The 25,048-nt window shown below is 32.9% G+C and carries 24 protein-coding genes; 11 read left to right on the top strand and 13 right to left on the bottom strand.

What is annotated here, in order from left to right; genetic code table 11:
- Window positions 1-33: 33 nt before the first annotated feature.
- Genes ACNRYB_RS08595 through ACNRYB_RS08575 form a run of 5 tightly spaced genes read right to left on the bottom strand, consistent with a single transcriptional unit; the run spans window position 34 to window position 5,219 of the window.
- Complete coding sequence (locus tag ACNRYB_RS08595; protein WP_129746420.1) at window positions 34-1,497, bottom strand: UDP-N-acetylmuramoyl-L-alanyl-D-glutamate--2,6-diaminopimelate ligase; 1,464 nt, start codon at window positions 1,495-1,497, stop codon at window positions 34-36.
- Window positions 1,494-3,503: a penicillin-binding protein gene (locus tag ACNRYB_RS08590; RefSeq protein ID WP_473729787.1), complete on the bottom strand. Its 2,010-nt coding sequence runs from the start codon at window positions 3,501-3,503 to the stop codon at window positions 1,494-1,496. Before ACNRYB_RS08590 ends, ACNRYB_RS08595 begins: the two co-directional genes overlap by 4 nt.
- Window positions 3,494-3,841, bottom strand: coding sequence for an FtsL-like putative cell division protein (locus ACNRYB_RS08585; RefSeq protein ID WP_008467159.1), 348 nt, complete (start codon window positions 3,839-3,841; stop codon window positions 3,494-3,496). Before ACNRYB_RS08585 ends, ACNRYB_RS08590 begins: the two co-directional genes overlap by 10 nt.
- 21 nt (window positions 3,842-3,862) lie before the next feature.
- Window positions 3,863-4,771: a 16S rRNA (cytosine(1402)-N(4))-methyltransferase RsmH gene (rsmH, locus tag ACNRYB_RS08580; protein ID WP_192811813.1), complete on the bottom strand. Its 909-nt coding sequence runs from the start codon at window positions 4,769-4,771 to the stop codon at window positions 3,863-3,865.
- The gene (locus ACNRYB_RS08575) at window positions 4,746-5,219 is read right to left on the bottom strand and encodes a division/cell wall cluster transcriptional repressor MraZ (protein WP_473729786.1); all 474 of its coding nucleotides are present in this window, start codon (window positions 5,217-5,219) and stop codon (window positions 4,746-4,748) included. The genes rsmH and ACNRYB_RS08575 overlap by 26 nt, the downstream gene beginning before the upstream one ends.
- 377 nt (window positions 5,220-5,596) lie before the next feature.
- On the opposite strand from ACNRYB_RS08575, the gene ACNRYB_RS08570 reads away from it, so the two are divergent.
- Together ACNRYB_RS08570 and yihA are read left to right on the top strand one after the other, a co-directional pair.
- Window positions 5,597-6,361 (top strand): alpha/beta fold hydrolase, encoded by a 765-nt coding sequence (locus tag ACNRYB_RS08570; RefSeq protein ID WP_129746422.1) that lies wholly within the window; start codon window positions 5,597-5,599, stop codon window positions 6,359-6,361.
- A gap of 43 nt (window positions 6,362-6,404) precedes the next feature.
- Window positions 6,405-7,025 (top strand): ribosome biogenesis GTP-binding protein YihA/YsxC, encoded by a 621-nt coding sequence (yihA, locus tag ACNRYB_RS08565; protein ID WP_473729785.1) that lies wholly within the window; start codon window positions 6,405-6,407, stop codon window positions 7,023-7,025.
- Between the two features lie 845 nt (window positions 7,026-7,870).
- Here the strand turns inward: yihA and gldC are convergent.
- Window positions 7,871-8,203 carry a gliding motility protein GldC gene (gene gldC, locus ACNRYB_RS08560; RefSeq protein ID WP_008467164.1) on the bottom strand — a complete coding sequence of 111 codons (333 nt, stop codon included), beginning with the start codon at window positions 8,201-8,203 and terminating at the stop codon, window positions 7,871-7,873.
- Window positions 8,203-9,159: a gliding motility lipoprotein GldB gene (gene gldB, locus ACNRYB_RS08555; RefSeq protein WP_473729784.1), complete on the bottom strand. Its 957-nt coding sequence runs from the start codon at window positions 9,157-9,159 to the stop codon at window positions 8,203-8,205. Before gldB ends, gldC begins: the two co-directional genes overlap by 1 nt.
- A gap of 99 nt (window positions 9,160-9,258) precedes the next feature.
- On the opposite strand from gldB, the gene nadE reads away from it, so the two are divergent.
- Both nadE and ACNRYB_RS08545 read left to right on the top strand, forming a co-directional pair.
- Window positions 9,259-10,065: an NAD(+) synthase gene (gene nadE / locus ACNRYB_RS08550; RefSeq protein ID WP_129746425.1), complete on the top strand. Its 807-nt coding sequence runs from the start codon at window positions 9,259-9,261 to the stop codon at window positions 10,063-10,065.
- A gap of 92 nt (window positions 10,066-10,157) precedes the next feature.
- Window positions 10,158-10,787, top strand: a complete 630-nt coding sequence (locus ACNRYB_RS08545; RefSeq protein ID WP_008467169.1) for a response regulator transcription factor — start codon at window positions 10,158-10,160, stop codon at window positions 10,785-10,787.
- Between the two features lie 95 nt (window positions 10,788-10,882).
- Here ACNRYB_RS08545 and dnaG read toward each other — a convergent pair whose 3' ends face one another.
- From dnaG to ACNRYB_RS08525, 4 genes are all read right to left on the bottom strand, one after another.
- A complete protein-coding gene (dnaG, locus tag ACNRYB_RS08540) occupies window positions 10,883-12,955 on the bottom strand; it encodes a DNA primase (protein WP_473729783.1) in 2,073 nt (690 codons plus the stop codon).
- Window positions 12,956-13,084: 129 nt separating this feature from the next.
- Complete coding sequence (locus ACNRYB_RS08535) at window positions 13,085-14,680, bottom strand: hypothetical protein (RefSeq protein ID WP_473729782.1); 1,596 nt, start codon at window positions 14,678-14,680, stop codon at window positions 13,085-13,087.
- Between the two features lie 31 nt (window positions 14,681-14,711).
- Window positions 14,712-15,452 carry a hypothetical protein gene (locus tag ACNRYB_RS08530; RefSeq protein ID WP_129746428.1) on the bottom strand — a complete coding sequence of 247 codons (741 nt, stop codon included), beginning with the start codon at window positions 15,450-15,452 and terminating at the stop codon, window positions 14,712-14,714.
- Window positions 15,439-15,999, bottom strand: coding sequence for an RNA polymerase sigma factor (locus ACNRYB_RS08525; RefSeq protein WP_129746429.1), 561 nt, complete (start codon window positions 15,997-15,999; stop codon window positions 15,439-15,441). Before ACNRYB_RS08525 ends, ACNRYB_RS08530 begins: the two co-directional genes overlap by 14 nt.
- A gap of 173 nt (window positions 16,000-16,172) precedes the next feature.
- Between ACNRYB_RS08525 and ACNRYB_RS08520 the strand changes: the two genes are divergently transcribed.
- Complete coding sequence (locus ACNRYB_RS08520; RefSeq protein WP_129746430.1) at window positions 16,173-16,898, top strand: hypothetical protein; 726 nt, start codon at window positions 16,173-16,175, stop codon at window positions 16,896-16,898.
- Window positions 16,899-17,462: 564 nt separating this feature from the next.
- On the top strand, window positions 17,463-17,942 hold the full coding sequence (locus ACNRYB_RS08515) for a hypothetical protein (RefSeq protein ID WP_165352425.1): 480 nt from the start codon (window positions 17,463-17,465) through the stop codon (window positions 17,940-17,942).
- Between the two features lie 3 nt (window positions 17,943-17,945).
- On the opposite strand, the gene ACNRYB_RS08510 is transcribed toward ACNRYB_RS08515, so the two are convergent.
- The gene (locus ACNRYB_RS08510; protein WP_109191933.1) at window positions 17,946-18,923 is read right to left on the bottom strand and encodes a polyprenyl synthetase family protein; all 978 of its coding nucleotides are present in this window, start codon (window positions 18,921-18,923) and stop codon (window positions 17,946-17,948) included.
- A 160-nt stretch (window positions 18,924-19,083) separates the two neighbouring features.
- Between ACNRYB_RS08510 and ACNRYB_RS08505 the strand changes: the two genes are divergently transcribed.
- On the top strand, window positions 19,084-19,947 hold the full coding sequence (locus tag ACNRYB_RS08505) for a hypothetical protein (RefSeq protein ID WP_473729781.1): 864 nt from the start codon (window positions 19,084-19,086) through the stop codon (window positions 19,945-19,947).
- Between the two features lie 175 nt (window positions 19,948-20,122).
- Here ACNRYB_RS08505 and rlmN read toward each other — a convergent pair whose 3' ends face one another.
- Window positions 20,123-21,166, bottom strand: coding sequence for a dual-specificity RNA methyltransferase RlmN (gene rlmN / locus ACNRYB_RS08500; RefSeq protein WP_343705540.1), 1,044 nt, complete (start codon window positions 21,164-21,166; stop codon window positions 20,123-20,125).
- A gap of 337 nt (window positions 21,167-21,503) precedes the next feature.
- On the opposite strand from rlmN, the gene ACNRYB_RS08495 reads away from it, so the two are divergent.
- The 4 genes from ACNRYB_RS08495 to ACNRYB_RS08480 all read left to right on the top strand — a co-directional run bounded on the left by ACNRYB_RS08495 (window position 21,504) and on the right by ACNRYB_RS08480 (window position 24,970).
- A complete protein-coding gene (locus ACNRYB_RS08495; protein ID WP_473729780.1) occupies window positions 21,504-22,088 on the top strand; it encodes a YceI family protein in 585 nt (194 codons plus the stop codon).
- Window positions 22,089-22,381: 293 nt separating this feature from the next.
- Window positions 22,382-22,951 (top strand): YceI family protein, encoded by a 570-nt coding sequence (locus ACNRYB_RS08490; RefSeq protein WP_473729779.1) that lies wholly within the window; start codon window positions 22,382-22,384, stop codon window positions 22,949-22,951.
- 5 nt (window positions 22,952-22,956) lie between these two features.
- Complete coding sequence (locus ACNRYB_RS08485; protein WP_473729778.1) at window positions 22,957-24,408, top strand: hypothetical protein; 1,452 nt, start codon at window positions 22,957-22,959, stop codon at window positions 24,406-24,408.
- A 10-nt stretch (window positions 24,409-24,418) separates the two neighbouring features.
- The gene (locus tag ACNRYB_RS08480; RefSeq protein WP_473729777.1) at window positions 24,419-24,970 is read left to right on the top strand and encodes a hypothetical protein; all 552 of its coding nucleotides are present in this window, start codon (window positions 24,419-24,421) and stop codon (window positions 24,968-24,970) included.
- Window positions 24,971-25,048 lie beyond the last annotated feature (78 nt).

Raw genomic sequence — 25,048 nt, 5'->3', positions numbered from 1 at the left:
ATCATTTTGGTGGTATTTGAACTTAATTTTTTCTTATTTATTTAGTTGTTCTAAAATTTCTTTTACCGTTTCCATATCATCAAAATGATGACGAACACCGCTTATTTCCTGATAAGTTTCGTGTCCTTTTCCTGCAATTAAAATGATATCTTTAGGCTGAGCCAATTGACAAGCTGTTTTAATCGCCTGTTTTCTATCTGTAATTCGCAGCATTTTTTTATAGTTGTGGGGCTCAACTCCCTGTTCCATTTCGTCCAAAATAACTTCGGGATCTTCATTTCTTGGATTATCTGAAGTTAAAACTGCTTTATCACTCAAGTCTGAAGCGATTTTTGCCATAATCGGACGTTTTGTCTTATCGCGATTTCCTCCACAACCCACAACAGTAATTAACTGCTCGTTTTTGGTACGGATATCATTTATAGTTTTTAAAACATTTTCCAATGCGTCTGGCGTATGTGCGTAATCTACAACAGCAGTAATTCCTCCATCTGAAACGATGTATTGAAAACGACCCGAAACACTTTCTAAATCAGACAACAAACGCAACGCTTCTAGACTATCAATACCAAGCTCTACAGCTGTTCCGTAAATAGCTAAAACATTGTATGCGTTGAAAGTACCGATCAGCTTTACCCAAACTTCATTGTCGTTAATTTTTAATAATAATCCAGACAATTGGCTTTCTAAAATCTGTGCTCTATAATCTGCATATGATTTTAAAGCATACGTCAGTTTTTTAGCCACTGTATTCTGAAGCATTACAGAACCGTTTTTATCATCAATATTTGACAATACAAAAGCCGATTTTGGAAGTGAGTCAAAAAATGACTTTTTAACATCTCTATATTCTGCAAACGTTGGATGATAATCTAAATGATCGTGAGACAGATTCGTAAAAATGCCGCCTACAAAATGCAAAGCTTCTGTACGTTTTTGGTGAATTCCGTGCGAACTTACCTCCATAAAACAGTGCGTAACTCCAGCCTCAACCATTTCATTTAAATAATGATTAATAGTCAAAGAATCTGGCGTTGTATGCGTCGCAGGATATTCCGTTTTATCTACTACGATTTTTACAGTTGACAACAAGCCTACTTTAAAACCAGCTTTTTCAAACAATTGAAACAATAACGATGCAATTGTCGTTTTACCGTTTGTTCCAGTTACCCCAACTAATTTCAGTTTTGCAGATGGATCTCCAAAATAATTAGCTGCCATAAAAGCCAAAGCCGTATTCGTATCTTTTACCTGAATATACGTTACATCATTAGCAGTATTTGCTGGAAGCGTATCACAAATAATTGCTTTTGCTCCTAGCTGAATAGCTTTCTCGATATAATCATGTCCATCTGAAAGCGAACCTCTTATTGCTACAAAAACATCATTTGTTTCTACTTTACGTGAATCAAATTCAATTTTAGAAATAGCAATATCTGTTGAACCTTTTACTGATTCAATAGCTACTTTATATAATATGTCTTTTAATACTTTCACGATAATTCTAATACAATTGTTGTGTTTTTGCTTATACTAGTTCCAGCTTGAATCGATTGATTTTTTACTTTCCCCATTCCATTTACTTTCACTTTTAAACCTAAATTCTCAAGTAAAGCAATCGCGTCCATTCCAGGCATTCCTTTTAAATTAGGAATCTGATTCAGCTTTTTATTGGCCTCAGCCGTATATTTATCATAACTAGCATCTTGCTTTGGAATTCTATTATCTAATTTTTTAATCTTATTTGTCGAAGGCGCATCTGTAAAAATCTTTTGAGCGATTCTTTTAAAAACTGGTCCTGCAACATCAGCTCCGTAATAGTTATTCTTAGCTGTATTTGGTTTATGGACTACCACAATACAAGAATATTTTGGGTGATCTGCTGGAAAATATCCCACAAAAGAAGAAGCATAATACAAGGCTGATTTTCCTTCTTTCCCTCCATAATTCATTTGAGCCGTTCCCGTTTTTCCTGCCATCGAAAAATCTTTCGAATACAATTTAGAACCTGTACCTTTCTTTACCACATTTAGCAATACCGCTTTCACTTTTTTCAATGTTTCCGGCGAACAAACTTTTGGATTTATAACTTCAACGTCAAATTTCTTGATGGTTTTGTTCCATTCTTTAATTTCAGACACAAACTGCGGTTTTACCATCACGCCATCATTTGCAACTGCATTATACAATGCCAAAGTTTGCATTGGTGTAACCGAAACGTTATACCCAAATGCCATCCATGGAAGTGTAGTTCCTGACCAATGTTTGTCTCCTGGCTGTGGAATGTACGGTCTGCCCTCTCCTTTAAAATGCAATCCTAACGTCTTATTTAATCCGTAACTGTTGATATGATTTACAAATTTAGACGGGTTACTTTTGTAATTATCGTAAACTGCCTGAACCATCACAGTGTTTGACGAAAGTTCGAATCCACGAGCTAATGAAACTTTTCCATAACCTCCATGATGAGAGTCTCGCACAGATCTTCCATAATATTTCACCACACCATTATGGCTATCGTAAACCGTACTTGTGTCAGCTACTTTATCTTCTAAAATAGCCATCAAATCAACCAGTTTAAAAGTTGAGCCAGGTTCATGAGATTCAGCAATAGCATAATTTGTTGTTTCGTAATACGATCCGTCCTCCGCTCTTCCTAAATTCGAAATTGCTTTCACATGCCCTGTTTGCGTTTCCATAACTACCACACAACCATGATCTGCTTCGTAATCTTCTAATTGTTTCAGCAAAGCATGATGCGCAATATCTTGAATAAAAACATCGATAGTCGAAATGACATCGTAACCGTCAATTGGATCAACTTCATTAACATCACGAATTGGCTTCCATTGGCCTTTTGCAATTTTCTGCTTTAAAATTTTACCGTCTTTTCCGTTCAGATAATTTTTAAAAGCCCACTCAATTCCTTTTCCTACTTCTACTCCAGTTGCTGGATCAATGCGGTCATAACCAATTGTTCTTTCAGCAATTTTACCTATTGGGTGTTTTCTAACTGTTTCTTGTTCAACGATAATTCCACCTTTAAAAGCTCCTAAATTGAATAATGGAAAACCTTTAATTTTCACATATTCAGTATAGCTTAAATTGCGGGCAATAAGAAAATAACGGTTTTTATTTTCGCGTGCTTTTCGCAATTCTTTCTGAAAATAACTGCTTGGCTTATCTAAAACTGTTGCCAACGAATCTGACAATGGTTTTACATATTTCTCAAACGTTTCTGTTTTTGGCGCTTTTGCATCAAAACGAATTTCATAATTCGGAATTGATGTCGCCAGCAAACTTCCGTCAGCAGAGTAAATATTTCCTTTATTGGCAGGAATCACAAAGTTTCTCACAGTACGCTGTTTTGCCAGTTTTCTGTAATAATCTCCTTCAACCCATTGAATATTGGTTAATTTAACAACAATAGCAATTGCCATCAAAAAGATGAAAACTGCTACGAGGTAAATTCTGTAGGATATATGTTTATCGTCTACTGCCATATTCTTTTAAAGAAACTTTTTTCTTCTTCTTTTTTAACTTCTATTTTCACTGGAGGAACTGTCGACGGAAAAATCTGTTTTTCTAACATTTTATCCGAAATGGTTGACTCCATTTTTAATTTCATCAATTCTGAACGTCGATCCACAAATTCCGATCTCAGTTCTTTTACTTCATTATTTAACTTCGCGATTTCAAAAACCTTCTGCTCGTATCGCTGTGTATTGGCAATCATCAAAATGGCCAGCAGGATTATAAAAACGATAAATCGCCAGTTTTTTACTGCATCTTCATGAATCAGGAATCTTGCTTTTAATATGCTAAATACGCCACTTTTCATTATTTCCTACCTTAATATATATTATAGCTTTTCTGCGACTCTTAATTTGGCACTTCTTGCTCTATTATTAATCTTGATTTCTTCATCATCTGGAACAATCAGTTTTCCGATAGTTTTGAATGGAACTGAAAAGTTTCCGTAAAAATCTCTTTCTGGCTCTCCTTCAAACATTCCGTTTTTAATAAATCTTTTTACCAAACGGTCTTCTAAAGAATGATATGAGATAACCGAAAATCTTCCTCCTGGTTTTAAAATCTCTAATGACTGTTCTATAAACTCTTTCAAAACATCCATTTCCTGATTTACCTCGATTCTGATTGCCTGATAAATCTGAGCCAATACTTTGTTTCGAACTTTCTCTGGCAAAAACCTTTTCAAAACTTCTTTTAATTCCTCAGTTGTTTTGATTGGGTAATCTTTTCTTGCCTCAACAATTGTTCTTGCCAAAACCGGTGCGTTTTTCAACTCCCCATAATCAAAAAAAACACGACGTAAATCCTGTTCTTCATATTCGTTAACCACTCGATAAGCATTTAAATCATTTCTTTGACTCATCCGCATATCCAACTCGGCATCAAATCTTGTTGAGAAACCTCTCTCAGGAACATCAAATTGATGTGATGAAACTCCCAAATCTGCCAAGATTCCGTCAACCGCTTTTACTCCGTGAAAACGTAAAAATCTTTTTATGAACCTAAAATTCTCATTTATCAGAGTAAACCTTTCATCTGGCAATGCATTAGCAAGCGCATCTTCGTCTTGATCAAATGCAAACAGCCTTCCGTTTGGGCCTAATCTTCTTAAAATCTCTTTTGAATGACCACCGCCCCCAAACGTAACATCTACATACACACCATCAGGTTTAATATTTAAACCATCTACTGTTGGATGAAGCAAAACCGGATTATGATATTCCATCTTCGTCGTCATTAATATTTCCCATTACTTCTTCGGCTAAATCTGCAAAATCCATATCTTCGCCGCTTATTGATTTTTCGTATAAATCTTTATCCCAAATCTCAACTATAGTAACCGCAGATGAAAAAACCACATCTTTAGAAATGCTTGCAAAAGTCACTAAGTCTTTTGGCACAAGTAATCTCCCCAATGCATCAACCTCAACCACTTTAACACCAGCAGTAAACCTTCTAATGAAATCGTTGTTCTTTTTTACAAAGCGATTAAGCTTGTTGATTTTTTTCATCATCGCATCCCATTCTACCATAGGATACAATTCTAAACACGGCTGAAAAACAGAACGCTTCAAAACGAATCCGTCTTGAAGAGAAGCCGTCAACTGCTTTTTTAAAGGCGCAGGCATCATTAGCCTTCCTTTAGCATCGACTTTACACTCATATGTTCCAACAATTGTGTTCAAAAAAACTAGTTAACATGTTATACAGCAAAAATATAAAAAATATTACCACATTTTACCACTTTATACCACTTTGTTAATAAGTTTAACCACTTTGCTACCACTTTCTATAATTCGCATTCAATCAATACCTTAACTATTAATTAACAGATTCTTAAATACGCTAATCATTCAAAAAAATAATGCGCTAATTTTCTTAAAAAATTGATTATAATGCATGTTTCTTAACATTTGGATATTTCAGCAAATAAGCTTCTAAATACTGATTTTTAACGATTTACAAGTTCTACTCAAATTATCTAGTTAAAAAATGACATCAAAAATTCATTTTTGTGTAATTAACCCTATATTTGTCGAAATTGAAATTGGCATTAGATTAGATGGACAAACACTATAGAAAAGAAGGCAAATACAGCTATTTTGAAGCTGGAGAAGGAACTCCGATCGTTATTCTGCATGGTTTAATGGGAGGTCTAAGTAACTTTGATGGTGTAGCACAATATTTCCCAACAAAAGGATATAAAGTTGTTATCCCAGATTTGCCAATATACACTCAAAGCATTTTAAAAACAAACGTAAAAAGTTTTGCGAAATACGTAAAAGACTTTATCACTTACAAAGGATTTGACAAGGTTATTCTTCTAGGAAATTCTCTTGGAGGACACATTGCTTTGTACCATACAAAACTTTATCCCGAGAAAGTTGCCGGACTTGTAATTACCGGAAGTTCTGGACTTTACGAAAGCGCAATGGGAGACAGTTATCCAAGAAGAGGCGATTATGAATACATCAAAACAAAAGCTGAAGCTGTATTTTATGACCCAAAAATTGCAACTCCTGATTTGATTGATGAAGTTTACGCGACGGCTAATGACCGAATCAAATTGATCAAAACTTTAACCATTGCAAAAAGTGCGATTCGCCATAATATGGCTAAAGATTTGCCAAAAATGGACGTTGAAACTTGCATTATTTGGGGTCGAAATGACTCTGTAACTCCTCCGAATGTTGCGGAAGAATTTGACAAATTACTACCGAATTCAACTTTATACTGGATTGATAAATGCGGTCACGCAGCAATGATGGAACATCCTCAGGAATTTAATGAAATTCTTGAAAAATGGCTTACTGAAAAGAATTTATAGCCATTAAAACTTATTTTTTTAGGAGGTTTTAAAACGAAAGATTATGAAAATTAACACCGCCGAATTTATTGTCAGCAATTCTGACGCATCAAAATGTCCGAAGGATTTTTTGCCGGAATATGCTTTTATAGGAAGATCAAACGTAGGTAAGTCATCTTTGATAAACATGCTTACCAACAATAAAAACTTAGCCAAAACATCTGGAAAACCAGGAAAAACACAATTAATTAACCACTTCAAAATCAATAATAATTGGTTTTTGGTCGATTTGCCTGGGTACGGTTACGCTAAAGTTTCAAAGAAAACAAAATCAACTTTTCAGAAGTTTATTACTGACTATTTCGAAAACAGAGAGCAATTGGTTTGCGCTTTTGTTTTGATTGATATTCGCCACGAAGCACAAAATATTGACATTGAATTTATGTCTTACATGGGCGAAAGCGAAATTCCGTTTTGCATTATTTTTACTAAAGCAGATAAAATTGGTAAAACTAAAATTGATTCGCATATCGCAGCTTACAAAAAACAGATGTTTGCCAACAACTGGGCCGAAATGCCGCAGTATTTTGTAACCTCATCTACAGAATCAATCGGAAAAGAAGAGCTTTTGTCTTATATCGATCAAGTGAATGAGGAAGTTTTTAAAAACAACTCCGAATTTTAAAGTTTAAATTCCAAAGTTTTAAAAATATAAAATAAAAGAAATCCCAAATTCCAAGTTTACAATTGGAATTTGGGATTTCTTTTATTGGAATTTATCACTGTAGTTTTTTCTTCGTTTTCCTTCTAAAATTTAAAGACCTCCATTCTTTATAAATCAGAAACTGATATAGAATATAAAAAAGAGAATTGAAGAACCAGAAATCGAGCACAAATGGTTCTGTAAAAATTACCGATTCGCTGTTTCCAGACAGAAAAATACCCGCACTGCTTGTTACATAAATAATTAGTCCGTTACAGAAATAGAAATAATTATGTTTATGCTTTTTTAAATTTGAGACAATAAAATAGACTGCATAAAATAACAACGGAATAGAGGTTATAGCTATTTCAACTAAATTAAATTCCCAATACAACGAAGGCCTTTTAAAATATTGATAGCCTAAAATAATCAACACCGAAACAAACACAATTACCATTATCTGTTTTAGCGCCTTACTTGAAAAGCTTTTATAAAAAAATAAATTGAGCGTAACAAATTGGAAAATAAAATAGTAATGCGAAAGGAAAAAATTAGAATTTGGATAAAGAAATCCGATAATATGGCAAAGCAGTTCTACACCAAACAAGAGAACCAAATAAGCTGTTATAATACGATATAAGACATCTCTTTTTTTGCAGGTCATGTAAAACCGTATCGCATTGGCAAGTAAAAAAAATAATCCGACAAGACTTACCAGAAAAGGAAACAGCATATAATTTGTTTTACCTAGACAATGTACAAAATAAAAAATCCCAAACCCAATATTTAAGATTGGAATTTGGGATTTGTTTTTATTTAAAATCTGACTATTTCGTTAGTTCTAGTTTTTCTGCAAAGTAATCGCAGAAATCTTTCATGGTATCAGACATTTTTTCGTCGTCTGTTGCACGTTTAAAAGTGTCTGACATAGCCACTAAAGTCTGGTGGAAGAAAATCTTCATTTCGTCTACCGGCATATCTTTTGTCCACAAATCGATACGCATGGTTTCTTTTGCTTTGCTATCCCAAATTGACAGCATTATTGCTTTTGCCTCTTCGGCTTGAACTCCACCGTCTTGTGCACTCCATGTTAGTTTTTCTGGAACGCGGTTTTCGTCCAATTCTATATTGAATTTAATCTCTGAGTTTATATTTGCCATTATTTCTTAGGTTTATATTTTGATTGTTCGAAAATTACCTTTGGCTCTATCTTAAATAATTCAGCCAAAGAAACATCACTATTATTTTTCATGTAAGAACGTACCATCTGCCAGCCAATCCAAGCTCCCACTCGCCCTGGAGAATCGTTATCTATTTCTAAAAAGAATTTAGAAAAAGGTGCTGGAGCTATAAATCGAGCTCTCAACTTTGGGTCTTCGCTATATAGCATTTCATTTTCTATAAAATAACGCCACATATAAGCTTCGTTTTCTTCGCACCATTTTATCTGCTCTGGAGTATACCCCATTTTTTCAGCATCAGTATATTCAGGAATCAATAAATCTTTAGCGTAAAGCTGTTTTCCTTCAAAAATCATTTGCGCTACAAAACTCTTATCTATAGAATTTGGAATATTTCGATACGAAAAACTAGAAACCACATCTGGCATAATTTGTCTTTCTTCAAAATTCTCTTTTAAATAATTTGGAAACTCATAAAACTTATGATCTTTTCCTAAATATAATTCCAAAGCTACAACCACAAGACTGTCTGCATAAATTGACTTTGCATTATAATCCATTTCTCCAATAACAGTAATTACTTTTGGAATTTTAGTTTTAGGAAAATAATATTTTACGTGCTGAAAAAGCTCATTAAATTCTTTGCGAACAGGTTCAAAATTGCTGTATTTTTTCTGAACTTCTTCATAAACTTCTCTCCAGATCGGGTCGTTCATTTTCTGAATCCAGACATTATCATCATTGCCAGGAAAGAAAAACGGATATTGTTTTTTTATTTTTGGAAGATCTTGAGGTTTGGTCTCAAAAAACACCTTGTCAAATCGTTCCACCTTAATATCAACAGGAATTTCTTCTACTTCTTTTTCAACCTTACTCTTTTGGTTACAAGACAAAAAAAACAGGCACAGAACCACTGCAAAGCGATAAATTTTCATTTTATTTTAATTAGATTTGTGTTATCAGAATTTTAAGCAGTTGCATACTCAAAATAATTCTGCAAATATACATCCCTGCATCTTAAAACTTAAACTATTATGGCTAAAAAAAGCACAATTCAGACAGAAAAGGTAAATACGCACATTGTAGAGTGGTTAAAAAATTACGCTACTAATGCAAAAGTAAACGGTTTTGTAATTGGAATCTCTGGAGGTGTAGATTCTGCAGTAACTTCAACTTTATGCGCACAGACAGGACTGAACGTTTTATGTGTAGAAATGCCGATTCACCAGGCAGAAAGTCAAGTTTCAAGAGGAAGAGAACACATTGACCAGCTAAAAAAACGCTTTCCTAATGTTTCTGACGTTAAGACTGATTTGACCGAAACTTTTGAATCATTCAAAAATGCCGTTCCTTCAACAGAAGATACTGCAAAAGTAAATTTAGCTTTAGCAAACACACGCGCACGTATTAGAATGACTTCTTTATATTATTTAGCAGGAATTCATGGTTTATTGGTTGCCGGAACCGGAAACAAAGTAGAAGATTTCGGTGTAGGTTTTTACACAAAATATGGAGATGGCGGCGTAGATTTAAGTCCGATTGCTGATTTAATGAAATCTGATGTATACGCTTTAGGAGAATTTTTGCAAATCCCGCAATCAATTTTAACAGCTGCTCCTACTGACGGATTATTTGGAGACAATCGTACAGATGAAGATCAATTGGGAGCAAGTTATGACGAACTAGAATGGGCAATGTTAGCCGCGGAGTCAGGAAATACGGCATCTGACTTTGAAGGGAGAGAAAAATCTGTCTTTGAAATTTATAAACGATTAAACACCAGCAACAAGCATAAAATGGATCCGATTCCAGTTTGTTTAATACCAAAAACGTTAAAATAATACATTTTAACATTCTCTGCGAGTTATTACAGAATTTATTTATTAATTTTACCGTTCCAAAAACATGAACAATTCTAAAAAAGGTAAAAATTATGATTAAAGTATGTCTAGCAGACAATCATCCTGTGACGCACTTTGGCGTTAAGTCTTATTTCAAAGACCACGATCAAATTTCAATTGTTGCCAACGTAGGCAATTTTTCAATGGTTAGAGATATTCTTCAAACGAAGGAAATCGATATTCTGATCTTAGATTTAGAATTAGAAGGTCTTTCAAGTATCTTCGAAATTAAATCAATCCTGAAAAATTTCCCAAAAACAAAAATTGTTATTTTCAGTGATCTTGCTGAGCAAATGTACGCTCCAAACGCAATTAAAGCAGGAGTTTCTGGGTATGTGCACAAAACAGAAAAACTTGAAACATTAGGTCATTCTATTATTAAAGTACACGAAGGAAAAATTATCATCAACGAAACAGTACGCAAAAACATGGCTCTTATCGCTAAACAAAGTAAAAGCGAGCGTCTGTACAGAAAACTTTCTAACCGCGAGATCGAAGTTTTACGTTACTTAAGTGATGGTAAGAAAAACAATGAAATCTCTAAAATCTTAAATCTGAACGAAAAAACGATCAGTACTTACAAACTAAGATTATTAACAAAATTGAATGTTACTAATTTAGTTGACTTAGTTAATAAGGCTAAGACTTTAGAAATTATTTAATTACAAAATCGATTAGCTTCAAATTTCAGCTAATCAAAACTTTATAAAAACTCTATCTTTTTTGAATCAATCAAATTAGATAGAGTTTTTCTCTTTTAGTGATAAGGCACCACTACTCGACCTAATTTTTTAGAAAAATTATTTAGGAGTTTAGAATAATCGATCACCATACTTAGAATTTCTGAATTGTCTTCTTGCGGATTAGTCAAAAGAGAATTCTTTAATTCTGCAATAATTCCAGATACCAAATACCATCTCATAGAAAATATCGTATCAGAAACATTCTGCTCTATAGTTTCGCTTTTGTGTTTTGGAAAAATATTCTGTCCTTCCCAGTTATGAATGGTCAGTCTTTCATCTTCCATTAAAATATTGGTTACTTCCTGAGCAAATTCGGGCTCTAAATGCATTAAATATTTATCTAAACTAAATGTCTCATTCTGATTATAAAAATCAATAATGTTTGTGTAAATATTCTGAAATAAAACATTCGACAACTGTACCTCATCTTCTTGAAGACTTAAATATATTTTTTCGAATACTTTATATTCTCTTTTTTCTGAAACTTCTTTTACATTTCCTTCTTCATCCGCTTTTAAGTACACATCTTCAAAACTCTCGACAACACTTCCGTACAAAAGTAAAATCTCAATGACTTTCCTTTCAAAGCCATATAAAATATCTACTTTTTGAGTCTGCTCTTGCGGATAATATCCCGGATCTCCTGGATAATCGTAACCTTCCGGCGGCCCGGTTCTAGGATCTTCTGGGTCTCCTCCTGAAAATGTACCTGCTTGCGGAGGCTGGTTCCTAACTACCTCAAAAGGCCTCTGCTCCTGTTTCTGCTTTTTATTTGCATCAGCGATATCTTTCTGAATAAGCTGTGCCAAAGTACTTGTCAAAACCTGCTCTGAAATATCCATAATTCGAGCACATTCCTGAATGTATACCTCACGCTGAATACGGTCTGGTATTTTAGAAATACTGGTTACCATATCACGAATCAGATCGGCTTTTTTTATAGGATCGTTTTTGGCTTCATTCATTAAGATCGAAGCCTTGAACTGTATAAAATCTTTACTGTTGTTTTCTAAATAAGCGACTAATTCATCGTGCGAATTTTTACGGGCAAAACTGTCAGGATCTTCTCCATCAGGAAAAGAACAAACTCTTACATTCATTCCTTCTTCCAGAATCAAATCGATTCCACGAATAGACGCACGCAAACCCGCAGCATCTCCATCAAAAAGAACCGTGATATTTCTCGTCAGACGATTAATCAAACGAATCTGATCTGGTGTTAATGCCGTTCCCGACGAAGCCACAACGTTTTCGATTCCCGCCTGATTAAACTGAATCACATCAGTATAACCTTCAACCAAATAACAATTGTTTTGTTTCGCTATTGATTGTTTTGCATGATAAATGCCATAAAGCACTTTACTTTTATGGTAAATATCACTTTCTGGCGAGTTTAGGTATTTTGCTGCTTTTTTATCGTTGGTTAAAATACGTCCTCCAAAACCCAGAACACGCCCCGACATACTTTGAATCGGAAACATTACACGCCCTTTAAATCGGTCAAAAGGACGATCTTCTCTTGGAATGGTTAAACCTGTACTTTCTAAAAATTCTAATTTATAGCCTTTTCCTAACGCTTCTTTGGTAAAAGCATCCCAAGTTTCTGGCGAATATCCCAGATTAAACTTTTTAATAGTCTCGTTGGTAAATCCTCTTTCTTTAAAATACGACAAACCAATTGCTTTTCCTTCCTCAGAATTCAACAAAACATCCTGAAAATACTTTGCAGCAAATTCAGAAACCAAATACATACTTTCGCGAATATCTGTATTGGCTTTTTCTGCTTCTGTCTGTTCAGTTTCTTCAATTTCGATATTGTACTTTTTAGCTAAGTATCGAATAGCTTCTGGATAGGTAAAATGAGAATGCTCCATCAGGAAGGCAACAGAATTTCCTCCTTTTCCAGAACTAAAATCTTTCCAGATACCTTTTGCTGGAGAAACCATGAACGAAGGCGAACGCTCATCTGAGAACGGGCTCAAACCTTTAAAATTACTTCCTGCGCGTTTTAAATTGACAAAATCGCCGATAACCTCCTCTACTCGAGCAGTTTCAAAAACAGCGTCAATGGTGCTTTGTGAAATCAAAGTGTATTAAATTTTTAAAAGTTGAGAGCTAGCAAAAATACGCAATTCTTGCTGGAATTTTTATCATTTCAAACCAAAAAAAGCACCTCTCTTGAGATGCCCTTTTACTAACTAAACTTAATTTTATATTTAATTGAAATCGAAGCGTAATCCCAAAGAAATATTATTTTGATCGACAGCATTTTTTTCAAATAAAGGTTGCAAATCATATTTCAAATACAAACTTGTCGCTTTGTAACCCACATAGGTGCTTAGTCCATAATTAAAATCATTTACATTAAAATTACCCTTTGTTTTTTGCTTTACATCATTTCCAACCGCATCGTCAAAACATAAAATTTGTTTTGATTTCACTCTAAATCCTGCATAACCCCCTATACCAAATCTGGCACTTTTATGAGATTTAAAATAGCTAACTCCATCTCGAACTTCTTTCTTAGTAAAATCAAACTCTAAATGCAATGGCACCATTACATATACATTTCTAAATCGGGATTCTTCTAAATGTACAGGGCTCGTAACTAAATCGGTTTGCGCACCATTTTTTTCAAAATAACGATCATCTGTAGCTCGCAGATTATTGTACATCAGAGACATTCCGTATTTAAAATGAAGCAAATTATCATCTTTTAAAATCCTAGTGTTCCCAGTTATCCCCCATTCATAAAAGTGAGACGGCAAATATTTAAAATCTGAATGGGCAACTTGGCCATCTGTCACTAAATTATTTACTCCAAAAGCAAAAACGAATTGGGTAGTGGTTCTTTTTGATTGGCGTTTATCAACATCTTTTTGCCCGTGATACACTTTCATAGAAGTAAGATTAATGATTGTTTTATCCTCTTTATCACAATCATTACAATCCCCAATGACAAACTTTGTCCCTTTGCTTTTATTTGAATTTTCGGTCTCAATTTTTCCATCAACTCTATCTTGAACCAATTGACTTAATTTATTTTCTTCGATAGCAACATTTGTTTCGATATTAGCAGCATGAACTTTAGCTTTACTTAATTTAAGTTCTTCTGCTTTTTCTTTCGAAATTTTCCCTTTTGAAACCTCATTATCTAATGAATCTACTTCGACTTTTAAAGCATTTTTTTCATCCTCTGTTATTTTTTTAATTTGATCAGCAATCGCTTTTGCTCTTACTTCAAATGGAATTTCTTTATGATCTTGTCCTTTAGTTAACCCAGTTTCTGGAACACTATCATCAACCACTTCAAGTTTTACATCTTTAAACCAAATTTGCCCTGGCCCATCTAATAAAACCCCATAAGCAATTGATGTTGCATCCTTTGGCACAAATAAAACAACTTCATATTTTGTCCAATTAGTCGAGCCTTTTATAGGTCTGTTCTGCATATTATCAAAAGCAAGTGTACGAGCAGCATAATAATCGATACGCATCCACAGTCCAGCCCATGAACTTACGTTTTCTGTCTTTACATAAGCAGTCATTTTAAGCTTTTTATCCTGATACAAATTTGGTTTTGCTCCTTTTCCCAAACTGCCAAAACCTTTTATTTTACTTTGAACTGATTTTATGCTAAAGATATTTTGATCTGCTGATTCAGGGTCTTTCTCAAAATTCATTTCATATTTTACAGGGTCATGTTGCCAATAAGACCAGTCTAAAACTTTTTTATAACTGCCATTCTCTTGTGCTGATAATTTAGTCGCCATGACAACTATCATCATTGTAATTAATATAATTTTTTGCATGATTTTCGTTTTTTGATTGATGATTGTTTATTTATTCTTCGTAATTCCTATTTGCTATAGCACTTTTTACAGCCTTCAAACTTTTATTAAATTTATCTAGTGCAGACTCTCTATAAGATTGATTTAATTCTGTTTCAGCATTTAATAGCAAATCATTAGGATTTACTGAAACCGCTTTTCTGTTTTTTTTAATTACCTCATCAGCAGATTTTGTTTCGACTTTACCACTGACTTCTGCTAATAGTTGTTCTGCAGTAATGTATTTGCTTTTATTTTCAGGTTGGTAATTTTTATTTTCAAAAGAATTAATTATTGCGCTATCTCTTTTTAAATCATTCCTGGCTGAAAGCTCCACTTTACTCTCAAGTTGTTTTGGATTCTTGTTTTGATTATGAGTGCCAACAACAGCTATCGCATTTTTCATTATTGGTTTCTGATTATGCTTATTGACACTTATAACATCCTCTTTGTGTATTCCTAAATCCAAAGTGTCTTTATTTATTTTTTGTTCTAAGACTATCGGCGTATTCTTTCTTATTTCTACAGTTTCAGAACGATTAAAATAAATTGTGCCAACCAATAAAAATCCGATGAAACTGGCCGCGATATACAACCATTTTCTTTTTGATTTTTTTGAATCAAGTTTAATCGGTTCTTTCTCTTCTGCCACACTCAACATCGCATCCAATCGATCCCAAGCTTTGCTGCTTGGCTCAATCTCGCGTTGGTTTAGCTTTTCACGGAAATCCTTTTCAAAATTATTCGGTTCCATTATCTTGTCTTTTTAAAATAGTAATTTGTGTTTGCAGCATTTTTCTAGCGTGCGATAATTGCGATTTTGATGTTCCTTCATTAATTCCTAACATCTTCGCAATTTCATTGTGTTTGTAACCTTCAATCGCATATAAATTGAAAACCATTTTATAACCGTCTGGCAAAGCATCAATTAAATACTGAATTTGTTCTACTGTAAACTGGCTGTCGATTTCATTAAAACTTTCTTCTACAAAAAATTCATCTTCGGCAAATTTTACTTTTTTCTGAACTCTTAAATAAGAAATAGATTCGTTAACCATAATTCGGCGGATCCAGCCTTCAAAACTTCCTTTGTGTTCAAAGTTTTCCAAATTTGTAAACACTTTCATGAAAGCTGTTATCATTACATCTTCTGCCAATTGAATGTCCTTTATATATTGACGGCAAACACTTAACATTTTCGAAGAATATTTACCATAAATCTGCTGCTGTGCCTGACGATTGTTCTCAACAGCCAGCTTTATGATTTTGGTTTCTTCTTGATGTAACTGAATAATTTTCATTTATAAGCTTTTCGGTTTTGTTTTTAGAAACAGACTTCTATTAGCATAGACGATTGTCGATTTGAAATGGTTGCATGAGCTTAAAAAAAAATAAAATTTTAAATCCCAAATTCCAAAACAATAGAAACATTGTAAGTTTTTATTTATAATTTTGTAAAATAAATCATTAGATTATGAACGAGAATATACAACTTTATCCGAATATCGAGAATGTCTTCGTTGACAAATCATTAGGTATTTTTTTCAAACCTCTTCTAACAATAAAAACATTGATTAATGATGAAGATTATAGTATTCATATAATTTCAACAGATGGTCTTTTTTGTAAAAATCAATACAAATATTCTGAAAATAATTTTTTTGGCTTTAAATACATTAATGGCAAATATGAATTTCTAGGTGAATTGGATGTTTTTGATGATTATGAAAAAATTCACAAACTCCACAATGCTTTAGAAAAAGACTTTACTCAAAATAGAGATACTTATTTAAAAGAAAAAAGAACTGTAGATGATTATTTAGAAAACATACTTCTACAATTAGAAAAAAATAATGTCTATGATTTTTCAAATGCGGAATACTATGCAGAAGCATTTTACAGCTACAATTTTACTAAATATTTCTATGAAAAATTTGGAGTCCATAAGCATATATCAGTCATAACTGAAAATTACGGCAAAAATACCGATCCTTTTTTATTAGATAAAAAAGAAGCTCTTTCCATCCTTGAAGAATTTTTAATTAATATGAATTATAATTTAAAAAGCGATTACCAAATTAATCAAAATATGCTTATGGCTGCTACAGAAATTTCTCGATTTATGACAATTGCAAGAGATGGAATAGTATTTTCTTTATTAGACACAACAAATAAAATTGTTTATATACTTGAATATTAAACGAAATAAAAAACTATTTTTTTCTCTCAATAACATAGTTGAACATCAAAGTCAGCGCCTCTTTATACTCAGAATCTTCGAAGTTTTGAAGTAGAGCAAGTGCTTCACTTCTTCTTATAATTAACATTAAAAAATAAATTAAATCTGAGTAAATATTATTTACAGCTTCATTTACAATTTTATCTCTCATATAATCAAATATGAATAAAAAAAATCTGTATAATAATTTTAGTTTTACTTTCTTCCTGTAAACAGAATAAAACAGACAAAAGGGTAAAAACTCAAAAGGATAAAACAGCCATTTTAAAATTAAACGATACTTCAAATCATAAATTTTATCCAAATAGAAATTGGCAAAAAAACATTCCTAAAGACAGTATTACTGAAATTTATTGGAAGGAAATTATTAGAAAAGAGTCTTTAAACAAAGAATTTAAAGACTCTTTTACGAATTCATTTCCTTTAAAAAATAAAACTATAACTTTTTTATGGACAGAAACAAAACAAGGGATTTTAATAAATGAAAATTATTGTAAAACAATTTCTGAACCAGAACGAGCTGCATTGGCTTTTATTGCCAAGAATGCTTTAAGTAATGGATCATTCAATAAAACAATGAAAGATTGCAATATTGAAATCGCTTTAAATTTAGATTATCAATGTTCAAATAAATATAATTACTATTTGCAATTATGGTTTAGAAATGATCTTTCATCTTTAGAAATAATAAAAAATTGTTCTAAAATGTCTGATATGGCATCTGTTCAATCACATTTTAATAAAATTACTTTGAAAATACAAGGAAATAAAATTTTTATTGATTCTAAACTCACCGGTTTCAATCGTGATATTTGGGACTGTACTTGGACTGAAAATTTTATTTTTTCAGTAAATGGAGACAATATTAAACTCATGAAGAAAACACAATCTGAGGAACAATATGTTTATTACTTTCCTAACGGAAGCGATGTAATTCCTCCTTCCGGCTATAAAAATAATGGACATGGTGAATATCGTTTGCCTAGAAAATCTAAAAAGAAATAAAACCTATTTCTTTCTCTCAATAACATAATTCACCATCAAAGTCAGAGCATCTTTATACTCAGAATCTTCGAAGTTTTGAAGTAATGCAAGCGCTTCTTGCTGAAATTCGACCATTTTGTTTTCGGCGTAAGCCAAACCATTATTATTTTTTACAAAGGCAATAACTTCTTTTACGCGTTTTTTGTCTTTGTTGTGGTTTTTGATGGAGTTTATCAACCACTTTTTTTCTTGCGGAGTACAAGTATTTAAAACGTGAATTAAAGGCAAGGTCATTTTTTGCTCCTTAATATCTATTCCTGTTGGTTTTCCAATGGCTTCTTCGCTATAATCAAATAAATCATCTTTGATTTGAAAAGCCATTCCGATTAATTCACCGAATTTACGCATATTTTCAACCTGAATATCGTCTTCGATTACGGCTTTCGCGCCAAGCGCACAACAAGCTGCAATAAGCGTTGCCGTTTTCTTTCTGATAATTTCATAGTAAACGTCTTCGGTAATGTCAAGTCTTCTTGCTTTTTCTATTTGGAGCAATTCTCCTTCACTCATTTCGCGAACGGCTACAGAAATAATTCTCAATAAATCAAAATCGCCATTATCAATAGAAAGCAATAAACCTTTCGACAATAAATAATCTCCAACCAAAACGGCAATTTTATTTTTCCAAAGCGCATTGATTGAGAAAAATCCGCGACGGCGATTACTGTCGTCAACCACGTCATCGTGTACTAAAGTTGCTGTGTGAATAAGCTCAATTACCGAAGCACCGCGATACGTTCTTTCGTTTACAGTGCCTCCAGAAACCATTTTTGCAGTAAGAAAAACAAACATTGGACGCATTTGTTTTCCCTTGCGGTTTACGATATAATAGGTGATTCGGTTTAATAACGCAACCTTCGAAGTCATCGATTCATGGAACTTTTTCTCGAAAAGTTCCATCTCGTTAAAAATAGGCTGCTTTATTTGAGACGTAATATTCATTTAGACTCCAAATATACTATTTTAAATAAAAAAACGTTGTGTATTTTAGGTTAGCTTTTAAATATTTTATTCTCTAACCTGAAAAAAAACACCAAAAATAGCTCTAACTAATACTGATTTGAATTCATTAACGTAAAAGAAAACCCAAAACTATTTATTTATGAAAACAAAATTTTTATTAATTGGAACATGTATAATTACATTGTCTTTTTTCATTAGTTGTAATTCTGATGAAAAAACAAGTGACGGATCATCAGCTAAGATTACAAACGACGAAATTATAGCTAATTCTAAAATTGACGCCTCTGTAGAGGATGTCACTAATATTGCTGAAGACCAGTTTAGTTCTCAGCTTAATGTAAATTCAAAACCTAGTGGACCGATAAAAAATTATCTTCCAAGCTGTGCCACAATTACCACAGTTTTAACCAATAATACTTGGACAAAAACAGTAGATTTTGGTGTTGAAGGCTGTACACTTAATAACGGAAATACAGTAAAAGGAAAAATGGTTGTTTCTTTTTCAAATGATTTTACTTCTTCCACACAAACCATCAGCTATACTTTTGAGGGATTTTATCATAATGGCAAAAAAATTCAAGGAAGCAAAAGTATTGTGAGAACTATTAAAGAAACCAATTTATTGGTAACGCCACACCCAGTTTCAACAGCTGCTATAGATTTAACGATTACTTTTGACGATGGGAAAGTTTATGCAAGAAAAGGAACTTTGGTAAAAGAAATGACTTCTGGTTACGACACTTGGTTTGATTGGGATGATAATGTGTTTGTCGTTACAGGAAGTTGCTCTACAACTTTCCCTAATGGAGATACTTTTTCGGCAGAAATCACAACCCCTTTAGAGTTTAATGCTTCGTGCAGAAAATCTATTGCAGTAAAAGGAATCGTTTCTATCACTAAAAATGGTGCTTCGGCAACTATTGATTATGGAAACGGAGAATGTGATACTCTTGCAACAGTAACAAAAGACGGAGTTACAGAAGAAATAGATTTGAAAAAATAAGCATCCTTTTTGTCCAAAATAAAAAGCATTAAAAACGAGAAATACTTCTGTTTTTTAATGCTTTTTTTTTATCGTGTAAAGCCAATCAAATGTCCCGATGGGACATATGCACGATTGTCAATATTTTTTTTCTACCGATCAGATACTCCTAGCGGAGTATATTTGGTGAATATTTTTATGCTTCTTTGTTGGCTAATTGTCCGCAGGCTGCGTCAATATCTTTACCTCGGCTTCTTCTCACTTTTACCACTACTCCAATATTTTCCAGAGCTTTTATATAAGCCATAATCGATTCTTCTGAAGCTTGCTGAAATTCGCCATCGTCAATCGGATTATATTCAATTAAATTGACTTTGCAAGGCACATATTTACAGAATTTAACCAAAGCATCAACTGAAGCTTTATCGTCGTTAATTCCTTTCCAAACTACATATTCGTATGAAACTTTGCTTTTTGTTTTTCTATACCAATATTCTAATGCTTCTCGTAAATCTTTTAACGGAAAGTTTTTACTGAAAGGCATAATGCGGGCACGCGTTTCGTCTATAGCTGAATGCAGAGAAACTGCCAGTTTAAACTTCACATCGTCATCTGCCATTTTTTTAATCATTTTCGGAATTCCTGAAGTAGAAACCATAATTCGTTTCGGAGACATTCCTAAACCTTCCTCTGATGTAATCATATCGATAGCTTTAATGACATTATTATAATTCATTAAAGGCTCTCCCATTCCCATGAAAACAATATTCGAAAGTGGATGATTGTAATATAGACGACTTTCTTTATCTATAGCCAGAACCTGATCGTAAATTTCGCCTGGTTCTAGATTTCGCATTCTTTTTAATCTTGCTGTTGCACAGAAATTACAATCTAAACTGCAACCAACTTGACTAGAAACACAAGCAGTAGTTCTTGTTTCTGTCGGAATTAAAACCGATTCAACCACCAGTCCGTCATGAAGTCGAACGGCATTTTTTACTGTTCCGTCACTACTCTTCTGCATTGTATCAACCTTAATATGATTAATTACAAAGCTATTCTCAAGCATTGATCTTGTAGCTTTCGCTACGTTTGTCATATCGTCAAAACTGTGAGCGCCTTTGCTCCACAACCACTCATAAACCTGATTTCCACGGAAAGCTTTATCTCCATTTTCAACAAAAAAATCGCGAAGCTGTTCTTTTGATAAGGCTCTTATGTCTTTTTTCTCCATTTGCATGCTGCAAAGTTAATCACTTTTGCCATTTTTTGTTTGGTTTTTGCATTCATTCTTAATTAAGCCTCAAAAAAAGCTGATCAAAAAATTATATTGGCATTTTCCCACACAGAATACAACACATTAACAAACAAGTATTTAGCAATTAATTTCATTTTAAAAAATTAAAATCATAGCAATAATAAGGCTTTACGCACCTTACTATAACAATTTAATAAAACTTTCATCATGATTTTTATCATTCCTTTTCTTTCGTGCGCGCGATAATTTTGGTTCAAGAAATAAGAAAAAGTTTTTCATTCTCTAACCACTAAATGAATTTTAAAACTTCCTTATTTAAATGATTAACCTATACTTTATCAACATGAAAACAATTCAATCCTTTTTACTAACAGTAATTTTTACAACAATTTCATTACATACAAATGCACAAAGAAATTATACCGTAGCTGCAAACTCAACTTTTGAAGTAGCTGGAACCTCTACCGTACACGACTGGGTAATGAAATCTACAGAAGGAACAGGAACAGCCAACTTAATCATTAAAGATTCTAAGCTAACAGGTATTAATAGTTTAACCATTTCCTTATTAGCAGAAAGTCTAAAAAGCTACAAGGCAAGCATGGACAAAGTTGCTTATGAAGCCATGGATACCGAAACACACAAATACATTGAATATGTTTTAAAATCTGCTGAAAAGCTTGATGAAACAACTTGGAACTTAACAGGTATTTACACTATTGCAGGCGTAAGCAAAGAATTTAAAACTCAGGTAAAAGTAACTACAAACAAAGGAAGCATCATTTTGCAAGGTTCTAATCAAATTACTTTTGGCGATTTTGAGATGACACCTCCAAAAGCTGCTTTGGGAGTTGTAAAAGCAGGAAAAGATCTAACTGTAATCTTCAATATTATCTTAAGCTAAATCTTAATGTTAAAAAACATTCTTTTTTAACATTTTAGCTCTTCGAATTAAATGTTAAAAAATAGCAATTCAATAAAATGAATCATCTCTTTTTGCATAACTGATCGATTCTATAGAAAATGAAAACGTTGTAGTTATTAAATACCTATTTAATAAAATTTTAACAATGACTTTTATCATGTATTAAGCTGATTTATAGAAGGATCTTTGATACAAGTTAAAGCAACATTCTTAGTACTAAATAGAAACTGGCCGACAATTAACTTATTTTTTATAATATAAACATGACAAAAATGAAAACAAATACATTAAAACTTTTCGCCGTTGTAACAGCATTTTTAGGAATCAGCTCTTTTGCAACAGCACAAAAATCATATGCCTTAGATAGCAAACCAACTTTTTCTGTTGCGGGTACTTCTACACTTCACGACTGGGAAATGAAATCGACTTCTGGAACTGGAACAGCGACTTTAAACATTACTAACGGAAAGCTAACAGACATTGAAGCTTTGACTGTAACTCTTTTAGCAGAAAGCGTAAAAAGCGAGAAAAAAAGCATGGATAAAGTGGCTTATGAGACTTTGAAAACGGACAAAAACAAAAACATTAAGTATGTTTTAAAATCTGCTGAAAAAGTAAACGAAACAACTTGGGAACTTACAGGAACTTACACCATTGCTGGAGTTAGCAAAGTTTACAAAACCTCTGTAAAAACAACGGTTACAAAAGATGGTTTAAACCTTCAGGGAACTAACAAAATCACTTTTACAGATTTCGGAATGAAATCGCCAACGGCAATGCTTGGAACAATAAAAACAGGTCAAGACCTAACACTAAAATTCAATTTAAACTTTAATTTATAAACGCCATGAAGAAAATTTATATTCTATTCGTCACATTAATCAGCACATTTGCTGTTCAGGCACAAGTAAGCTTTGGAAACATGCAAAATCAAATCTCTAGAGGAAAAGACGGTATCAACGTTTTTGACGTACAAAAAGACACTAGAGAATTTAAAGGTCTTAGTATTGACCTTGGAGGTGCTTTCAACATGGATTTTCAAGCAACAAATTCATTCAACGACCAACCTAATAACATTACGACTACAACTACTACAGCTACTGGAACAACCACTAGATCAATTACAGGGTATCGTTTAATGAATACTGAAAACAATTTTACTCTTCCTGCTGCTGATATGTACATTGGTGCTCAATTATTTGATGGAGTAAGAGTTAATTTAGATGTTTATTTGGCTTCAAGACACCACAATGATTCTTATGTAAAAGGTGGATACTTGCAAATTGACAAGTTAGACTTCATTAAAAAAGACTTCCTAGCTGATTTCATGAAATATGCTACTATTAAAATTGGACAAATGGAGAACAATTTTGGTGATGCTCACTTTAGAGGTTCTGATAATGGTAATACAATCAGAAATGCATTTGTTGGAAACAACATCATGTATTCTTTCACTACAGAAATGGGTATGGAAGTTTACTACAACAGAAGTGGATTGGTTAGCATGTTAGGTGTTACAAATGGTAACTTAAATCAAAGTAATGAAGAAGTTTTTTATCCTGCTGGTCCAAACGCTAATACAACGCACAGCCCTTCAATCTTAGCTAAACTTGGTTATGATAAACAGCTTAATCAAGATTTAAGAGTAAGAATAACTGGTTCTTATTACCATAATGCAAATCTTGGTAATGCAAACATATATGCTGCTAATAGATCAGGATTTGGTTATTGGGGTATTTTGAATAATAACGCTTATAAAAATACTATTACGAAGACCGATGCTAATGGTACTGTTATTTCTACAACTACTACTGATGTTCCTACTAGTTTCAGTAAAACATCTACTCCAGAGGCTACGTTCAACCCTAATTTCAAAAATTGGGCTACGACATACATGATTAACCCTTTTGTAAAATATAAAGGACTTGAATTCTTTGGAACAATCGAATTAGCTTCAGGAGGAGATAAAGCTGGTACTGATGACAAACGTACTGCTAATCAATATGCTTCAGAACTTATTTATAGATTTGGAGGAACTGAACAATTCTATATTGGAGGAAAATACAATACTGTATCTGGAAAATTATCTAATGCCGATGCTAAAAAGGTTACTGTAGATAAATTTGAAGCAAGTGCTGGTTGGTTTATGACTAAAAACATTTTAGCTAAATTAAACTACGTTAATCAAAAATATAAAGATTATTCACAATTTACAGGAGATCCTGCTACTGGAAATCTAAACAACTTTTATGGTGGTAAATTTGAAGGTTTAGTATTCGAAGCAACTATTGCATTCTAATGTAACAAAAATGAAAACAAGATTTTCAATCTTAATTATGGGTTTAGTAGTTTTCTTTTTCTTAGGAAGTGCTAAACCCACTTTTTTTCCAGAAGATACAGCTGTGGTAATAAATAAAATAAAAATAGAAATCACAGGTCTATCAACTGTGGGCAAATACAATTGCTCAAACACTTTTTCAATAAAAGATACTGTTTACGTAAACTCAGTTAAAAAAAACACTTTTAATACTGACATCAAAATGTCAAACTTTGATTGTGGCAACAAAATAATGACGAAGGATTTGCAAGGAACAGTAAAAGTCAAAAAATTCCCCAACAGCACAGTTTCCATAAGCGATATAAAACCAGTGGGGAAAAATTACAAATGCAGATTAAACTTTTTTATAACAGACAAAACACTCAAATACAAAGATTTTATGCTTTATAATACCGACGATAAAATCCAAGGAACGCTTAGTTTGAAATTCTCTGATATTGAGTTGGAGCCACCAGTAAAAATGGCTGGTTTGATTAAAGTAAAAGACGATATTGTAATTAATTTCAGCTTATACAAAAACTAATATTTTTCTTCCAAAAAAAATAAGGAGAATCAACATAGTTTTAAAATTTTGGCATAAGAATTGTTTTGTTCTTAAAAG

It is taken from the genome of Flavobacterium sp. CR10 (genome assembly GCF_055814415.1).
Note: the sequence above shows the minus strand (reverse complement) of the source record. Positions and strands in the feature narration are given on the sequence as shown.

Excerpts from the sequence above, each read along its gene's own strand:
- ACNRYB_RS08585 (WP_008467159.1), bottom strand. The coding sequence starts at position 3,841 with ATGAAAAGTGGCGTATTTAGCATATTAAAAGCAAGATTCCTGATTCAT.
- ACNRYB_RS08505 (WP_473729781.1), top strand. The coding sequence starts at position 19,084 with ATGAAAACAAAATTTTTATTAATTGGAACATGTATAATTACATTGTCT.
- ACNRYB_RS08485 (WP_473729778.1), top strand. The coding sequence starts at position 22,957 with ATGAAGAAAATTTATATTCTATTCGTCACATTAATCAGCACATTTGCT.
- ACNRYB_RS08510 (WP_109191933.1), bottom strand. The coding sequence starts at position 18,923 with ATGAATATTACGTCTCAAATAAAGCAGCCTATTTTTAACGAGATGGAA.
- ACNRYB_RS08495 (WP_473729780.1), top strand. The coding sequence starts at position 21,504 with ATGATTAACCTATACTTTATCAACATGAAAACAATTCAATCCTTTTTA.
- ACNRYB_RS08490 (WP_473729779.1), top strand. The coding sequence starts at position 22,382 with ATGAAAACAAATACATTAAAACTTTTCGCCGTTGTAACAGCATTTTTA.
- rlmN (WP_343705540.1), bottom strand. The coding sequence starts at position 21,166 with ATGCAAATGGAGAAAAAAGACATAAGAGCCTTATCAAAAGAACAGCTT.
- gldB (WP_473729784.1), bottom strand. The coding sequence starts at position 9,159 with ATGAAAATTTATCGCTTTGCAGTGGTTCTGTGCCTGTTTTTTTTGTCT.
- rsmH (WP_192811813.1), bottom strand. The coding sequence starts at position 4,771 with ATGACGACGAAGATGGAATATCATAATCCGGTTTTGCTTCATCCAACA.
- ACNRYB_RS08480 (WP_473729777.1), top strand. The coding sequence starts at position 24,419 with ATGAAAACAAGATTTTCAATCTTAATTATGGGTTTAGTAGTTTTCTTT.
- ACNRYB_RS08520 (WP_129746430.1), top strand. The coding sequence starts at position 16,173 with ATGAACGAGAATATACAACTTTATCCGAATATCGAGAATGTCTTCGTT.
- ACNRYB_RS08570 (WP_129746422.1), top strand. The coding sequence starts at position 5,597 with ATGGACAAACACTATAGAAAAGAAGGCAAATACAGCTATTTTGAAGCT.
- ACNRYB_RS08535 (WP_473729782.1), bottom strand. The coding sequence starts at position 14,680 with ATGCAAAAAATTATATTAATTACAATGATGATAGTTGTCATGGCGACT.
- ACNRYB_RS08590 (WP_473729787.1), bottom strand. The coding sequence starts at position 3,503 with ATGGCAGTAGACGATAAACATATATCCTACAGAATTTACCTCGTAGCA.
- nadE (WP_129746425.1), top strand. The coding sequence starts at position 9,259 with ATGGCTAAAAAAAGCACAATTCAGACAGAAAAGGTAAATACGCACATT.
- yihA (WP_473729785.1), top strand. The coding sequence starts at position 6,405 with ATGAAAATTAACACCGCCGAATTTATTGTCAGCAATTCTGACGCATCA.
- ACNRYB_RS08525 (WP_129746429.1), bottom strand. The coding sequence starts at position 15,999 with ATGAAAATTATTCAGTTACATCAAGAAGAAACCAAAATCATAAAGCTG.
- ACNRYB_RS08530 (WP_129746428.1), bottom strand. The coding sequence starts at position 15,452 with ATGGAACCGAATAATTTTGAAAAGGATTTCCGTGAAAAGCTAAACCAA.
- gldC (WP_008467164.1), bottom strand. The coding sequence starts at position 8,203 with ATGGCAAATATAAACTCAGAGATTAAATTCAATATAGAATTGGACGAA.
- ACNRYB_RS08545 (WP_008467169.1), top strand. The coding sequence starts at position 10,158 with ATGATTAAAGTATGTCTAGCAGACAATCATCCTGTGACGCACTTTGGC.